This window comes from Sulfurimonas sp. NW7, from assembly GCF_051132265.1.
In the GTDB taxonomy this organism is placed as follows: Bacteria; Campylobacterota; Campylobacteria; order Campylobacterales; family Sulfurimonadaceae; genus Sulfurimonas; species Sulfurimonas hydrogeniphila.
The window spans coordinates 1,471,868-1,487,585 of record NZ_CP093235.1 but is presented as its reverse complement, the minus strand read 5'-3'; the positions used below and the strand labels follow the sequence as shown (position 1 = coordinate 1,487,585).

Genomic DNA, 15,718 nt, shown 5'->3' with positions numbered 1-15,718 from the left:
AGGTGAGAAGTTGCTTATGAATTTTGTATTTGTTTTTTTTAGTAAAACTTGCCAAAGGTGTGTTTACATGTAAAGAGGGTTCAAGAGTAAATGCAGTACTTTGTGAAGTACACTTTACCCCTTAGAGTCAAATAGAATTCCGCTGACCTCTTGCATTTTTGGAAGAAAATCATGTGCCTGTTCTGCCGGAAATCTTCGAATAACGGTATTTGTTTTTGTATCTATCGCCGCTACATAAAAGATGTCATTTTTGTCTACTCCAAATTTTATACTTGTATTGAGCGGAGAAAGTGCATCATTGAGCTCCTTTACCAGATTTTCAACATCTTTTTGGGCGTTTGTATTTTTTGTATTGTCAGCTGCAGAATTTTGTGTTTCTTTAATAACATCAGCCTGCTTTGTTCTTGTCTGTGCTGTCTGCTGTACCTGCTGTGACTGATTTTGCGATCGTCCCTGAATTTCTGCCGAACCTACCTGTGACTGCTGCTGTCTTGCAACATTTGCAATGCCATCCATGACATACTCCTTTGCGAAAAGTGTAATTAGTAATGACAAAATCGACAATGCCGTGAATAACTTTAGAAAATATTTTATTTTTTTGTGTTTATTCTAAAATATTTATGATAATCTTGCGTTTATGAAAGAATATATAAAATTACTCAAAGAAGAAAAAGTATTAAGACAGCTTTCGACAATTCAGCTGATTTCTTATTTTGGGGCCTGGTTTTCCAATGTAGCTATATATACTCTGCTCATTGAGTTACATGTATCCGCCTCTGTTGTCGGTTTTGTAGCAATGCTGAACTTTTTTGCCGGTGTTTTGCAGGCTCCGTTTTCGGGTCCTGTTATAGACAGGATGAATCCAAAAAAACTGATGCTGCTGCTTATCACGGTGGAAATAGTCGCTACTGTCTCTTTGATATTTGTGACACAGGTCTCGGACTTGTTACTTTTGTATGTATTGATATTTTTTAAAATGGCGGCAGCTTCATTTTATTTTACGACAGAGATGTCGCTTTTGCCAAAAATCCTGCATGGGAGCAAGCTGCAGCGCGCTAATGAACTGCATTCTATTATCTGGTCGTTTTCCTATACGCTGGGAATGGCGGTAAGCGGCTTTGTGGTTTATTGGTTTGGTATAAAAACGGCCTTTATGCTTGACGGATTGATGTTTTTTATAGCTTTTTGGCTGCTCTTTTATACAGAAATTAAAATAGAAATACTGAAAGTCGAAGAAAATATTTTTAAAATGATGCAGGAGACTTTTGTTTATCTCAAAAGAACACCAAAAGCTCTCCATCTGATGCTTATCCACTCTTTTGTCGGTCTTACCGCTTTTGATGCCCTGGTGGCCTTGATGGTTGATGAGTATTATGCCTCTTTTATTGCGGCTTCACTGGCTCTTGGGCTACTGCATTCTGCCCGTGCCGTAGGTCTTGTCATCGGTCCGGTATATATCGGAAAATGGATTAACAACACAAGGCTTGTCTATGTATTTATAGCCCAGGGGACAGCTGTCTGGATATGGGCATTTGCAATGCATAATTTTTATCTTTCTTTGGCAGCGAGCGTGCTTGTCGGTTTCTTTACAACGACTTTATGGTCTTACAGTTATACACTTTTGCAAAAAAACATAGAAAAAAAATACTATGGACGGATTGTTGCCTATAATGACATGCTGTTTTTGTCTTCGGCAGCTTTTACTTCGTATATGATTGGCTTTTTGGCAGCACATTCATTTTCTTTAGAGGCAATTACGGCTATAATTGGCAGCGGTTTTTTTGTAGGCGCGCTTTACTATAAATATGTACTCAAAAGTCAAAAAATAGAAGAGATTTCATGATGAGTTTTGCAATACTTGGCGGACTGCTGTTAAACATTGGTGCCTATCTGACCTATAAAGGAAAGATTTATCAGGCAGTGATTGTCTATCTTTTTGCGGATATCTGCTGGATAATAATGGCAGTGCAAAAAGAGGATGTGATTGGTGCGGGTTTTATCGTAACAGGCACAATATTCGGATTTTTGGCATATTTGAAGATGAAAAACGGTGCAATGAAAAAAAGTTTAGACAAGGGAGAGGAATGATTTACAAATCAAAAGAGGGTGACATCAGTTTGGAGAATTTGACACGTCTGTATGGTGCGGTTGTCATTGATATGCAGGGTGAAATTGCCGAAATGAGTCTGGAATGGTTTGATCTGTACGGTGAGAAAGTCAAGTTGATACATTATGTGCTTGTGTTTGATTATACGCCGCCGGGTGAAAATGTCAGAGATACAAAAGTTTTGGAATTTTCTACAAAAGAGGCACTGATAGAAACGATGCAAGAGGTAGCACAATTTTTTCAAAAATAATTTCAAAAGATACCAAAAAAGTTCTCTCTCTTGCCTTTCCTGCAGCGCTCAAGCATCTTGTAGATATTTTGCAGGTGCTTATAGATATGCTGATGGTGGGAACGGTAAGTGTTGCCGCACTTGCAGCTGTCGGTATGAGTATGCAGTTTATGATGATTATCAATGTGTTGATGACGCTGTATGTCATAGGCGGCAATGCGCTTATCTCGCGATTTATCGGGCAGGGCAGAAAAAACAGAGCTTCGGCACTTCTCTTTTCACTTGTTATTCTTGCCGTGATTTTGGCTTTTTTTGTAACGATTGGCGGCTATTTCGGCAGCACACATTTTTACAGCTGGATGGGTGCGACACCTGCAGTGGTAGAGCAGGGCAGTATCTATTTTAAAGTCTTATCACTCGGTATTGTCGTGATATTTTTGGATAATCTGCTTTACAATGCCCTGAGTGCCGCAGGAGATACAAAAAGCTCTTTTTACATCAAACTCTCCTCTGCCGCTATGAATGCTTTTATGAACTACGTGCTGATATTCGGTCATTTCGGCTTTGAAGCAAGAGGTATTGAAGGTGCCGCCATTGCAACGGTCATCTCCTATATATTTAATGTTGTTGCCTACTATATACTTATAAAAAAGATGAATTCGAGTCTTGATTTTGTGCCGATTATTCGCACGCAGGATATAAAAAGAGTCCTGAAAGTCGGTTGGAGTGCAGCACTTGACCGTGGTATATCGAGTATGAGTTTTTTGGTTTTTGTCTCCATCATCACTGCTTACGGAACGGCAGAACTTGCAGGCTATCAGGTCGGACTCCGTGTTGAGGGTATTGCCTTTATGCCAGGTTTTGGTTTTGCCATCGCCGCAATGGCGCTGGTAGGACAAAATATAGGAAAAAAAGATTTTGACAAAGCCTATAATATGGGGATAATTTCCGGACGGATTGCCTATGTGTTTATGGGAAGTGTCGGGTTGATTATGATACTCTTTCCGGAGTTTCTTGTGAGTTTTTTTACAAAAGACGCTCTGACGATTGCAGTTGCCTCAAAGTACCTTATACTGGTAGGTTTGGCGCAGATTCCACTTGCAATTATGTTTGTCTATTCTGCAGCACTTCGAGGAGCCGGTGCCACAAAAACCACCCTGAAAGTCAATGTCTCTTCTTTGTGGCTTTTCCGTGTGATTCCTTCGTATACAGCCTATCATATGGGCTATGGAGTTGTTGTGATTTTTGCAATTATGAATATAGAAACTTTGATAAAAGGCATTATCTATTGGTATCTGTACTCGAAAAGAGAGTGGCTCTATACCAAAGTATAAATTTATTTGGGATATGTTGTTTATAACTATTTCACCAGAGGGAGCTTCAATGCCATAAAGTTTAGCGGCTTTTTCGGAACCCGTACTGCAGTGCGGGCCGAGAGTGGCAGGAAAGTAGCAACAGTCGGCACTAAAGTACCGATTCCAAGAGCTTGTTGTATTGCGGAACCTATCCTTTATGATGGGCCGAGAGTGGCAGGAAAGTAGCAACAGTCGGCACTACAGAACAAATTTAGTTTTTCTAAGTTATGCTTTAGTGTTAGAAGTACTGATTCCGGGGAGTTGCTATATTCCGGAACCCGTACTTCAGTGCGGGCTTTGCGTTTTTAAAACCTAACGTCTAGGTTAAAACCCAGATTCCAAAAAAATATCAAATTTTTTTTCTTAACTTCATGGCAATACATTAGTCTTGATGGTTCCCAACAGTATTTGGGATTGTGTTTCCGCTGGCTTGCATGTTGAGTGCCTGTGGGTATTTTTTATAATGTGTGCGTACTGTTTTGGCGAGTTTTTCTTTGGTGCGTGTGTCGATGACTCCGTTGTCGGCTATGGCGTCTGCAATGTTTTGTACCAGTTCATCCTGGGGGTTTTGCATTTTGCTTTTCCAAGAAAGTAAAAGTGCTTTGTTTACATGTAAAGGCAAGGAGCCCATTATGCCGATATCGTTTTGATTGTGAATGAGCAGTCCTGAGGTAGTGCCTCTGTCAAGTGTCAAAACCTGGAAAAGATAGAGTGTGTGGTAGTCAAGTTGCTGTTGGAGTGCCTCTTTTGAGATTTCTGTTCTTGTCTGTAAAGCATTTGTTATAATGTGGATGTAGGTGTCTATAATGCCCTCTCCAAAGTTTTTTGCAAAATCGGCGTCGGCTTGTTTGTTGTCTGTTTTGTAGTTTTCAAGGTAAAAATGAGAGATGCCGCGTGTACGCTGCAGGGCAGGAATTGTAAAATATTTGTCGCCCTGTTCTGCGCCTGTTGTATAGTTTTTGCTTCCTAGGTTTTGCAAGGCTTTGTCAAATGCAGTTTTATCTTCTTCATAGGCAACAGCAGGATTCAAATCAGCCATAATTCGCCAATAGGAGGGTGCATTACGCAATTCTGTCAGACTGATGTGAATATGCACAGAGGGGACATGCGGATTGGCAGGATGGATAATGGTTGAAATGGCGGTGGCACTTTTGAGGTTTTTTTCAGGTTTGTCATCATAATGTACCTGTGAGACATTCACGCTTGCGGTATTGAACAGTTTTTTGTCTCTTGCTTCAAATCTGTTTCCGCCCCCGTGAAGTCCGGCATCTCTGAGCCAGGTAACTTCTTTGAACTTTTTATCGGCTCCAAACTTTTTTGAAAGAGTATCGAGTTTGTCAACAAATCTTTTTTGTAAAGCAGTGACGAGTGCGTATGCTTGCTGTGCTTCTTTTGAGTCTGCTAAAATCAGTGTCATATTTATTATCCATAATTTTTTCCTAATTTTAGCAGGTTAAGACTAAATAAAAGTCTACAGAGTAAAATATTTACCTTCTTCCTCCGCCTTTTCCGTGAGAACCCTGGTACATATTTTGAGAACCTGAACCGCTTCCCTGATTTTGGGAACCATTTTTATATTGATACTTGTTTTGTTTTTTTTCTCCTGAACCGCTGCCGTTATATTGTTGTGTTCTTTCTTGCATTTGTTGCATTTGTGCCTCATGTTGGGCAAAACTTTCATCTGCATAACTTATGCCTGCTAATAATAGTGACAGAATGAGTATCTTTTTCATCTTACGCTCCTCGTATAATTTATTTTATGAGTAAATAGGTTCTTTTATTAAAGTTTTTTGACTTTTTTATCAAGAAATATTACTCTTTTAAGATTGAAGTACTAACTTCAAATCTTGTAACTATCACAGTCTATGACTAAAGGTAAAACAACATTTTTCTCCTTATAGCAGAATATAAAATTTACCAAATTTGATCTACTGACTACATCATTAAGCCAGTTGGTATCTTTAGTTGTTAATCACTTATTACAAGCTGTTGGGGTAGCTGTTATTTTAGCACTTACAACATATAGATTAACGAGGCTGTGAACTCTAACATTAAGTTGTTAGGCAACCAAAGATTACACGACAAGGATTACAAAGATGTATTATGTAGGTATAGATATTGCAAAGAGTTTTCATGTTGTTTCTGTTATCGATGATAATGAAACTAAAGTTATTAACAAACCTTTTAAAATTAACAATGACTTAAAAGGATTTGAGAAACTACTTACTATTTTAGATAGTGTCACTTTAGAGAAAGATGACTTTCTTATTGGTATAGAAGCAACAGGTATTTATGGTGAAAATCTTTTAGAGTTTTTAAAGTCTAAGGGGTATAGTGTTAAACTATTAAATCCATTCCAGACTTCAAGGTATCGAGAGCAAATAACTATGAAAAAAGTTAAAAATGACAACATAGATTCTTTAGTAATAGCACTCTTTTTAAAAGATGGCAAATACTCTTCTGGTTATGTGACTGATGATGAGTATCAAAGTCTTAGAACACTCTATCGTAATCGTGCTTCTATTCAAGCAGATATGAAAGAGGTTAAAAAGAGAATACTAACTCAGATAACGGTTACATTTCCAGAGTTTGAAAGCTTTACAAATCCATTTACAATCAGTGGATTAGCACTGCTTGAGAAATATCCTACTGCACACCACTATAAGCATAGCAGTGTAGATAGAATCATGAAAGTTTTTAGTCATATTCAAGGGAATAACTTTAATAAAGATAAAGCCCTAAGACTACTAGAACTCTCAAGAGAATCTATCTACTCAGGTAAAGCCAAAGATGCACGAGCTATCGCTATTAGAAGCACTATTAGGCTTTTAAAAATGTACCTTAGTGAGTTAGATATTATTGAAGCTGAGATAGTTGCTTTACTGGATAAAAAAGGTATTAACTCTCAAACACTTGATGAACTTCCAACTAAAAATAGTTTAATAGAGAATCTTAAAACTATACCTGGGGTAAGCGATAAGACTATTGCTGCTGTTATTAGTGAGTGTGGAGACCTAACAAGGTTTCCATCCATTCCTAAGTTCATAGGCTACCTTGGGTTATTTCCTACTGAAAACAGTTCTGGTAACTCCAAGAGTGTTGGACATCTTAGTAAAAGAGGCTCATCCTTAGTTAAGCATGCACTTTATCTGAGTGCTACAAGTTGTTTGATACACAACAAACAGATGAAGCAACTCTACGATACTAAACGAAGTCAGGGTAAATCTAAAAAAGAGGGTTTAGTTGCTGTCTCAAGAAAACTTGCAACCATTATCTACTCTATTTTTAAATACAATACACCCTATAATCCAAATCGTGTATTTACAAATTAGTCATAAACAGTGATAAGTTAAAGATCCCAAGTTAGTACTTAAATCATTACTAAATTGTTAACCAAAATAGAAAAACTATATAGTTTATTCTATAGTTTGATTATCAAAATACTCTGTTCAAATTCAACAAAACTGAACTCAAAAAAGAGTATTTAAAAAATCAAACTCTGCAAGAATTTCATCTTGCATCGCTCTTTGAAATAATATTGTTACTATTCTGATGCCTATTTTTCACCCCAATCCTAAAAAAAGCCATAACAAAAAGTAGAACGATAATTGCTGTAAGTATTAAAAAATAAAAAGAGAAGAAATGGCAAGAAAATCAAGAGAAAAACTTTCAAAGAAGCGATCAATTAAAGGGTATAAAGAACAAGCCGAATCAAATCAACTTTTGAAACTATTTTCAGGAGTTACAGATTATCGTAAAGCCAAAGGGAAGAGACATAAAATAGAGCATGTTTTATATTTATCTGTGTTAGCTGGATTAATGGGAGCAACAGACTACAAACAAATTTCAATTTGGATAGATAAACATATTCAAAAAGAACAAATAAAAAAACTTTTAGGGATAGAATTTATACTCACTCCAAAAAAAAGTGTAGTATCAGAGATACTTGCAAAAGTAGATTCAGAGGAGGTAGAAGGTGTTTTTAGAGAATGGATTAAGAACTATGTTGATACTACAGGAAAACACCTGAGTGTTGATGGAAAGGTCATGAACGGTAGTAGATATAAAGACAAACGTTCAATTGAAGTAGTAGGTGCAGTTCTTTCAGAAATTGGTGTAGTCATTGCACATCAACAAATAGCACAGAAGTCTAATGAGATACCAGCCCTACAGGCTATGATAGGGGAGTTGGATGATACATTCATCTTTACCTTTGATGCAATGAATACTCAAAAAAAACGCTAGATGCCATTGAAAATAGTGGCTCAAAATATATTGCTAAAGTTAAAGACAATCAAAAAACACTCCTTGATAAAATAGATGAAATATCAAGGGAAATGAAACCAACAAGCACCTATAACGCAAAACCTATCCAGCAATCAAATGAATGGATACAAAGGGAAGTGTTTGTATATAAACCTACAACTTTTTACCATAATGGAATTTCTCATGTTCGTTCAATAATAAAAACTATCAAAAAAGTAGAGCATATAAATCATCAAACTAAAGAAGTGACCAATAGCACAAGAATTCAATTCTGTATTGCAAACTTTCGTGAAGAAGCAGAATTTTTTCATAATAAAATACTACATCATTGGAAAGTAGAAACGATGCACCAGTACAAAGATAATGCGCTTAGAGAAGATGACCATAACTGCCATTTAAATCCATTTTTAATGACAATCATTAGAAGTATGATTCTTAATATTTTACATCTTAATGGTGCAAAATCTATACAAGAACAACTTATCAACAATAGATGGGATTTGGATGATTCTATCTCTCAACTCTTGAAATTTAGTTTTTAGAGGATTGGGGTGCCTATTTTTTAGTTTCCTTGCTTTTTAAGTTATTCTTTATAAAAAGGCTTATGTTTTATAGGAGGAGTATAACAGTTTTGTATTAGCGGATTGTTAGCGGTTAGATGTTTTTTTAGCAAGTTTAAGATAATATTTCAGTATGAATAAACAAGAGTATAAACAGGCAGTAGAAAAATTAAATTTGTGGGCATATCATTATTATGTTTTGGATGATCCGATTATGACGGATGAGGTGTATGACAGACTTTACAAGGAGGTGGAGGAGTATGAAGCGGCACACCCTGAAGATGTTTTAAAAGATTCTCCGACACAAAGGGTAGGGGATGTTGTCAGCGAGGGCTTTGTAAAAGCGCGTCATCTCTCGCGTATGTGGTCTTTGGAAGATATTTTCAATGCCGAAGAGTTGAAAAAATGGCTGGAAAAAACCTACAGGCTTGACAAAAATGTGACCTTTTACTGTGAGCCAAAGTATGACGGTGCTTCGCTCAATCTTATCTATGAAAACGGTGAACTGCAAAAGGGCATCACCAGAGGTGACGGAACAGTGGGTGAACTGATTACGCAAAATGTCAAAACAATTCGCACGGTTCCTTTGAGCATAGAGCATAAAGAGCTGATTGAAATTCGCGGAGAAGTTGTCATTTTTAAGGACGAGTTTGAAAAAATCAACAAAGAGCGTCTCAAACAGGGAGAACCGCCTTTTGCCAACCCGCGTAATGCTGCAGCAGGGAGCCTTCGCCAGCTTGATCCGAATATTACCGCAAAAAGAAATCTTGTCTTTTTGCCCTACGGTGTCGGTGTAAACACTCTGCCGCACAAGCTTCTGAGTGATAAAATGTCTTACATTTATGAACTCGGTTTTCGCGAACCGCCGCTTCGTGCCGTAACAAAAGGCTATGATGAGATAGAGGCAATGTATGAGCGTATGAAAGAGGAGCGTGAAAGCTACCCTATGATGCTTGATGGGATGGTTGTCAAGGTCAATGAAATCGCAGCGCAGATAGATATGGGATATACAGTAAAAGTACCGCGTTGGGCGGTGGCCTATAAATTTCCGGCAGTCGAGAAGATAACACGCGTAAAAGACATCATTTTGCAGGTCGGACGTACGGGTGTGGTAACGCCTGTAGCGATTGTCGAGCCGACAGAAATCGAGGGGGCAGTTGTTGAACGTGCGACGCTGCATAATTTTGATGAAATAGAGCGTATGGACATCCGCATAGGGGACAAGGTGATTATTTTGCGAAGCGGGGATGTGATTCCAAAAATCGTCAAAGTATTGACACAGGAACGCAAGGGAGATGAAAAGAAAGTTCTCCGTCCTACACGCTGCCCTGTTTGCGGGAGCGAACTCTTGCAAGAAGATGTGCTTATAAAATGTCAAAATCTCAAATGTGAGGCACGGGTTGTCAACTCCATTATCTATTTTGCTTCCAAGCAGTGCCTCAATATTGATGGACTCGGCAGTAAAATAGTTGAGCAGCTTTTTAATGCGGGACTTGTCAAAAGCGTACTTGATTTATTTGCTTTGAGTGAAGAAAAACTCTTAAAGCTTGAAGGCTTTAAAGAGAAAAAAGCAAGAAACCTGCTCAATGCCATAGAGAATGCAAAAGGCTGTGAGCTTTGGCGTTTTATCAATGCGCTCGGAATCGAGCATATCGGCGAAGTGGCTTCAAAAATGATAGCCGAAGCTTTCGGGCTGGCATATTTACATGCAACGCAGGAACAGCTTGTAGGCATTGACGGCATAGGGGAAGAGATGGCGCAGAGCTATTTGGAATTTATGCGTGTGAATGAAGATACCGTGCGCAAGCTTCAAGAGATTTTACAGCCGGTGCCGCCGAAAAAAAGAGAAGAAGCAGACGAAAATCCTTTTAAAGGAAAAAAGGTGGTACTCACGGGAACTATGAGCGAGCCAAGACCTGTTATAAAAGAGAAGTTGGAAGCACTCGGTGCAAAAGTTTCAGGCAGTGTAAGCAAAAAAACCGACTATCTTATTTATGGCGAAGATGCAGGCAGCAAGTATGACAAGGCTGTAAGTCTGGGTGTCAAAACACTTACGGAAGAGGAAATGAGAGAGATGCTCCCATGAGACTGGATAACTGTTTGGTAGCAAACGGCCTGAGTGAAAGCCGTAACAAAGCGCAGGCTATGATTAAAAACGGACTGGTTCTTGTAAACAGCAAAACTGTCAAAAAACCGGCCTTTGGAGTAGAAGAAGATGACAGGGTGGAAGTGGTACAGCATAAAAGATATGTTTCCCGTGCTGCTTTGAAGCTTGAATATTTTTTGGATGAACTGGATTTACATGTAAGCAATAAAAGAGCTTTGGATATCGGTTCTTCTACGGGCGGATTTACCCAGGTTTTGCTTGAGAGAGGTGTGCGGGAAGTCAGTTGTGTTGATGTGGGGCGAGAACAGTTGCATCACTCTTTGCGTGAAGATAATCGTGTCAATACTTATGAAGGCTGTGATATCCGCCGGTTTGAGGCGGATGAACCGTTTGAACTGGTTGTCAGTGATGTTGCCTTCATCTCTTTGCTGTATATTTTGGATGCTGTTGACAGGCTTGCTTCGGGTGATATCATTTTGCTCTTTAAGCCGCAGTTTGAAGTAGGAAGAGAGGCAAAACGTGACAAAAACGGCGTTGTACAGGATACAAAGGCAATAGAGAGGGCAATGCAAAGGTTTGAAGATGCCTGCCGTTTGAAAAACTGGCAGTTGGTGAAAAAATCTCCCTCAAAACTTGCGGGGAAAGAGGGAAATTTAGAGTATTGTTATCACTTTAAAAAAGATATATTATAATGCTGAGAGAGAAGAAAAAAATGAAGGTGCAAATATGAGAAAAAGCACATCAATCGCCATAGGCGGATTTGACGGAATGCACATCGGGCATCAGGCACTTTTTCGTGAGCTTGATGACAACGGTACTATTGTTGTGATTGAGACAGGATATGCCAACCTGACACCTGACGGATTTAGACAACGCTATACAAAGCATCGTATTGTCTATCTGAAGCTTGATGATATACGGCATTTGGACGGAGAGGGTTTTGTTGCTTTTTTACAAAAAAAGTTTCCGAAATTAAAAAAAATAGTTGTGGGATATGATTTTCATTTTGGCAAAGACAGAAAATATTCCTATGAAGATTTAAAACAATTATTTAAAGGAGATGTAGTTGTGGTAGACGAGGTCAAACATAACAACGATTCGGTACATTCGCATAAAATAAGGGCAAAACTCCAAATAGGCGACATAAAAGGTGCCAATGATTTTCTCGGACACAACTATATGATTACCGGTATAAGAGTTGACGGACAGGGTCTGGGCTCCCGGGAACTTGTTCCGACAATCAACCTGAGAGTGAAGGGTTTTTTACTGCCAAAGGAGGGAGTGTACGCAACGCTTACTCGCATTGACGATGAAGAACATTTTCATCCCTCGGTAAGTTTTATAGGACACCGTATAACAACGGACGGCAGTTTTGCGGTAGAGACACACATACTTGACGGTGTGGTTACATGTAAAGAAAAAGCTGAAATAAGTTTTGTTGATTTTATACGAAACAATGAGAAGTTTGACTCTTTAAATAACTTAAAAGAGGCAATTAAAAAAGATATAACGATTGCAAATCGGATGCTAAAAAGATTGGAATTGTAAGTATCAGTTTTATTGTAACTTTTATACTGTTACAGTATATGTGCCATATATTTTCCCTTGTGTAGTTGGGCAATAACATTTTGCTTGATTTTTGTAGAAGAAGTCTGTGGATTATAACTGACCTGTACTATTTTTCTGTCTTTTGATTTGAGGTAATCTTCTACTGCTATATTATGCGGTTGATCGCCCCAGTCTTCTCCAATGACAAAAATATCTGCATTTACTGCTTCACAGGCTGTGACATACTCAAGTTCATGGTATGCTCTTACATCATCAACACATTTGAGTGCTTTGAGCATCTCCATACGTTGGGCCAAAGGAACCACAGGAACATTTGGTTTGTAAGAGTTTACAACCTGATCAGATGCAACACCGACTACAAGTGTATTCCCCAGTGTTTTACAGTATTCTAATAAGGCCAGATGCCCCACATGTAATAAATCAAAAGTTCCGACAGTATATATAATCATTATTTTGTTTCCTTTTGTAATATAATTAAGATATTTTAGATATAATACCATAAATATATTTAATATTCAGTAAAAATTTGATAAGGATTCAATTTATGACCAAACAACCAACGATTCTCTCTTATGTGAGAGATATTCCCAACCTTTTATCGCTTTCAGGATTAGCCTGTACACTTTTAGCCATCTATTTTAGTATCACCGGTCTTTATTATGCGGCTATGATTGGTATGGTTTGGGCTGTTGCATTTGACTGGGCGGATGGTTTGGTAGCCAGAAGGCTTAAAGGAAGAACTTCTACAGATGCGAAATTCGGAGGGCAGTTGGATGTTTTGATAGATATTGTAAGCTACGGTGTGACGCCTGCTGTATTGCTTTTGAGTTATGGACATTTTGAGCCTGTATACCTTATAGGCGCATTTATAATGATAAGTGCGGCTGCTGTGCGACTCAGTTATTTCAGTACATACGGACTTGCCGGAGGAACAAAATATACAGGACTTGCATTGGATAACAACAGTCTTATTTTGGTTTTCATTTTTTTGTTTGAAGGTTTTTTTACGCATGAAGTTTTTTCTGCCGTTTTATACATAAGCGGGGTAACTCTTGCGATACTGAATGTGTCAGAAATTAAAACACCAAAACTTTCCGGAAATCCCAGGAATGTCTATCTGCTAGGTATGTATACGCTTGGAATATCAGCTGTATACGGATTTTTTCTGAGATAAGCAAGTACAGAATATGCCAAAATTATAAAAACAAACAGGAAAATCAATGAAGATAACACCAAATGTAGTGGTGGAAAATGAAAATACCGCTTACAAAATTACTCTTAAAAATACGAGTAATATTGAATCTGTAGAAGTCCTCTCACGAGGGGATTATTATCATAAAGACAAGATAGACTATACTGTACAAAACAATCATATTGTATTTGCATACACCATGAACTATCTTGGAGAGTTTATTGTAAAAGTCAATTTTACCTATAAAGAGTCTAAGTCCGTTTGTCTTTACTGCGTTGACAAAGAGATGATACAGTTAAGACCTTTCAAGGGTGATTTGCATATGCATTCTGTGTATTCTGATGGTAAAACAACACCTTTTGCAATGGCTTTGGCCTCTTTGCAGGCAGGGATGGATTTTGTGAGCATTACTGACCATGACAGCTACGAAGGCTCTCTTGAGGCGATAGAAAAAGTACAACAGAACAATATAGACATTTTGGTACTGCCCGGTGAGGAAGTGAGTGTCGGCGGGAAAAAAGATATGTCGATTGCCCAGGGAAACGGACATATATTATCTGTCAATGCAGACAAATCTATCCAAAAGCAGAGAGAAAAGAGCGAAATATACGAAAAAGAGCTTCAGGATATTGTCAAAAGACTGCAAAAAGAAGAGATAGATACAAAAATTGATCTTTTTCATTATGCAAAAAACATTTGGGTTATCGAAAAAATAAAAGAGGCACAGGGTGTATCCATCCTGGCGCATCCAAACTGGGTATACAGAGACGGAAAGTACCATCTTCATCAGGCTTTTTACAAAGAGATGCTTAAAAGTTCGCATCTTGACGGTGTTGAAGTTTTTGGAGAGGAAAAAATCAAAGAGTATAACAACATGACACACCTGACTGCGCTTCAAATAAGAAACAAACACAAGTATCTGGCACCGTTTGCCAATTCGGATGCGCATGACAGCGATCATGAAGTGGGAGAGCGTTTTAGCATTGTATTTGCAAAAGAAAGGTCTGCTGAAAATATTACTCATGCAATCAAAAAAGGGCTTAGCTGTGCTGTTTATAAAAGAGAAAACAATGAACATCAGTTCATAGGAAAAGATGAACTGGCACAGTATGTTTATTTTTTAATCAAAGAGTATTATCCAAAGCATAACAGTTTAAAAAGCAGATTGGCAAAACTTTATATGGACCAATTGATAAATGGGACAAGTTTTCAAAAAAAAATTGATGCGGTACAGTTGAAATTAAAAAATCATGCAAATGCATTTTTTTTAGATACAATTAGCATAAAAAAGAAGTAGACATTTGAACAGAGAATATTTAGAAAACAAAGAGACCATACATTTTAAATTTGAACAAAACAAGGAAGACTTTACAGTAGATGAGATTCCTTTGGCATTTAAAGGCAATGGTAACTTTGTTGTATTACATGTAAAGAAAGTAGAACTCACAACCTGGGATATGATAGCCGCATTTGCTGAATTTCTCAACATACCTGCTGAAAAAATAGGCTATGCAGGACTTAAAGACAAACATGCAACAACGACACAGTATATTTCTGTCGAAGCGAAGTATGAAAAACAGCTCAAAAAATTTAGGCATCCTCAGATAAAAATACTCAATATGACAAGACATACCCACTCCATACGGATGGGTGATCTGGCCGGAAACCGTTTTAGCATCAATCTTTTTGGTGTTTCACAGATTGAAGCAGGACGTATTGAAAAGCTGGCTAGAAAAAGTGAAAAAAACGGCTTGCCCAACTATTTTGGATATCAAAGATTTGGACGGGATGAAGATTCAATAGAACAGGCCCGTGCGATGATAGCCGGAGACTTACATGTAAACGATGCAAAGCTGAAAAAGTTTCTTGTTTCTATTTATCAGAGTTTGTATTTCAATGACTGGTTGAAAGAGAGAATTCTTTTGAGCAGAGAAAAAAACGGCGGAAAGTTTATGCTTTTAGAGGGGGATGTTTATCTTTCAGATGAAGAAAAACTCTTTACGCCGAAAAATACTCCTCAACAGGATTTCCAGGCAAAAAAAGTAGTACCGACAGGACTTTTGCCCGGACGGAATGTATACCGTGCCAGAGGCGAGGCAAGAGCAATAGAAGCGAAATATGATGATGAGTTTTTATATGACAAAGGCATGCGTCGGGCGGCTTTGGTCTATCCTCAAGATATTACATGTAAGTATAAAAACCATTTTGATATTTTAAACATTGCTTTTACACTGCCAAAAGGTTCCTATGCCACAGTCTTTTTGGAGAATATCGCCAACAAAAACTTTAAAGCAAAAGCAGTGAAACAAAAAGGCGCCAAACCTAAGAAATAA

General features: G+C 38.0%; 17 protein-coding genes. 13 read left to right on the top strand and 4 right to left on the bottom strand.

The genetic code is table 11. The features are described from left to right. Positions 1-114: 114 nt before the first annotated feature. Entirely contained in the window at positions 115-516 is a 402-nt protein-coding gene (locus MLC35_RS07760; RefSeq protein WP_151900003.1) for a flagellar protein FlaG, read from the bottom strand. 121 nt (positions 517-637) lie between these two features. Here MLC35_RS07760 and MLC35_RS07755 point away from each other — a divergent pair, with 121 nt between their 5' ends. Genes MLC35_RS07755 through MLC35_RS07740 form a run of 4 tightly spaced genes read left to right on the top strand, consistent with a single transcriptional unit; the run spans position 638 to position 3,670 of the window. Continuing rightward, positions 638-1,843 (top strand): MFS transporter, encoded by a 1,206-nt coding sequence (locus MLC35_RS07755; RefSeq protein WP_151900004.1) that lies wholly within the window; start codon positions 638-640, stop codon positions 1,841-1,843. Then, complete coding sequence (locus MLC35_RS07750) at positions 1,840-2,088, top strand: hypothetical protein (RefSeq protein ID WP_418640489.1); 249 nt, start codon at positions 1,840-1,842, stop codon at positions 2,086-2,088. Before MLC35_RS07755 ends, MLC35_RS07750 begins: the two co-directional genes overlap by 4 nt. Continuing rightward, entirely contained in the window at positions 2,085-2,357 is a 273-nt protein-coding gene (locus MLC35_RS07745; protein WP_151900006.1) for a hypothetical protein, read from the top strand. The genes MLC35_RS07750 and MLC35_RS07745 overlap by 4 nt, the downstream gene beginning before the upstream one ends. Beyond that, the gene (locus MLC35_RS07740) at positions 2,342-3,670 is read left to right on the top strand and encodes an MATE family efflux transporter (protein ID WP_346389038.1); all 1,329 of its coding nucleotides are present in this window, start codon (positions 2,342-2,344) and stop codon (positions 3,668-3,670) included. Before MLC35_RS07745 ends, MLC35_RS07740 begins: the two co-directional genes overlap by 16 nt. Positions 3,671-4,073: 403 nt before the next feature. Here MLC35_RS07740 and MLC35_RS07735 read toward each other — a convergent pair whose 3' ends face one another. Together MLC35_RS07735 and MLC35_RS07730 are read right to left on the bottom strand one after the other, a co-directional pair. After that, a complete protein-coding gene (locus tag MLC35_RS07735) occupies positions 4,074-5,108 on the bottom strand; it encodes a coproporphyrinogen III oxidase (protein ID WP_434636483.1) in 1,035 nt (344 codons plus the stop codon). Between the two features lie 70 nt (positions 5,109-5,178). Further along, a complete protein-coding gene (locus tag MLC35_RS07730; protein WP_151900009.1) occupies positions 5,179-5,424 on the bottom strand; it encodes a hypothetical protein in 246 nt (81 codons plus the stop codon). Between the two features lie 363 nt (positions 5,425-5,787). Between MLC35_RS07730 and MLC35_RS07725 the strand changes: the two genes are divergently transcribed. The 6 genes from MLC35_RS07725 (at position 5,788) to MLC35_RS07700 (ending at position 12,172) form a co-directional block, all read left to right on the top strand. Then, entirely contained in the window at positions 5,788-7,023 is a 1,236-nt protein-coding gene (locus tag MLC35_RS07725) for an IS110 family transposase (RefSeq protein ID WP_434636480.1), read from the top strand. Positions 7,024-7,333: 310 nt separating this feature from the next. Beyond that, entirely contained in the window at positions 7,334-7,936 is a 603-nt protein-coding gene (locus tag MLC35_RS07720; RefSeq protein ID WP_434636478.1) for an ISAs1 family transposase, read from the top strand. A 92-nt stretch (positions 7,937-8,028) separates the two neighbouring features. Further along, positions 8,029-8,499: a hypothetical protein gene (locus MLC35_RS07715; RefSeq protein ID WP_434636476.1), complete on the top strand. Its 471-nt coding sequence runs from the start codon at positions 8,029-8,031 to the stop codon at positions 8,497-8,499. A 151-nt stretch (positions 8,500-8,650) separates the two neighbouring features. Beyond that, entirely contained in the window at positions 8,651-10,603 is a 1,953-nt protein-coding gene (ligA, locus tag MLC35_RS07710) for an NAD-dependent DNA ligase LigA (protein WP_434636474.1), read from the top strand. Further along, complete coding sequence (gene tlyA, locus MLC35_RS07705; protein ID WP_418640486.1) at positions 10,600-11,316, top strand: 23S rRNA (cytidine-2'-O)-methyltransferase TlyA; 717 nt, start codon at positions 10,600-10,602, stop codon at positions 11,314-11,316. The genes ligA and tlyA overlap by 4 nt, the downstream gene beginning before the upstream one ends. Before the next feature lie 34 nt (positions 11,317-11,350). Beyond that, the gene (locus tag MLC35_RS07700) at positions 11,351-12,172 is read left to right on the top strand and encodes a bifunctional riboflavin kinase/FAD synthetase (protein WP_434636471.1); all 822 of its coding nucleotides are present in this window, start codon (positions 11,351-11,353) and stop codon (positions 12,170-12,172) included. 29 nt (positions 12,173-12,201) lie between these two features. On the opposite strand, the gene MLC35_RS07695 is transcribed toward MLC35_RS07700, so the two are convergent. Then, the gene (locus MLC35_RS07695) at positions 12,202-12,642 is read right to left on the bottom strand and encodes an adenylyltransferase/cytidyltransferase family protein (protein ID WP_151900013.1); all 441 of its coding nucleotides are present in this window, start codon (positions 12,640-12,642) and stop codon (positions 12,202-12,204) included. A gap of 95 nt (positions 12,643-12,737) precedes the next feature. On the opposite strand from MLC35_RS07695, the gene MLC35_RS07690 reads away from it, so the two are divergent. From MLC35_RS07690 to MLC35_RS07680, 3 genes are read left to right on the top strand one after another with little or no spacing between them, the layout of a single operon-like run. Continuing rightward, complete coding sequence (locus MLC35_RS07690) at positions 12,738-13,367, top strand: CDP-alcohol phosphatidyltransferase family protein (RefSeq protein ID WP_346388954.1); 630 nt, start codon at positions 12,738-12,740, stop codon at positions 13,365-13,367. Between the two features lie 46 nt (positions 13,368-13,413). Further along, positions 13,414-14,682 (top strand): PHP domain-containing protein, encoded by a 1,269-nt coding sequence (locus MLC35_RS07685; RefSeq protein ID WP_434636468.1) that lies wholly within the window; start codon positions 13,414-13,416, stop codon positions 14,680-14,682. 4 nt (positions 14,683-14,686) lie between these two features. After that, positions 14,687-15,718: a tRNA pseudouridine(13) synthase TruD gene (locus tag MLC35_RS07680; RefSeq protein ID WP_434636466.1), complete on the top strand. Its 1,032-nt coding sequence runs from the start codon at positions 14,687-14,689 to the stop codon at positions 15,716-15,718.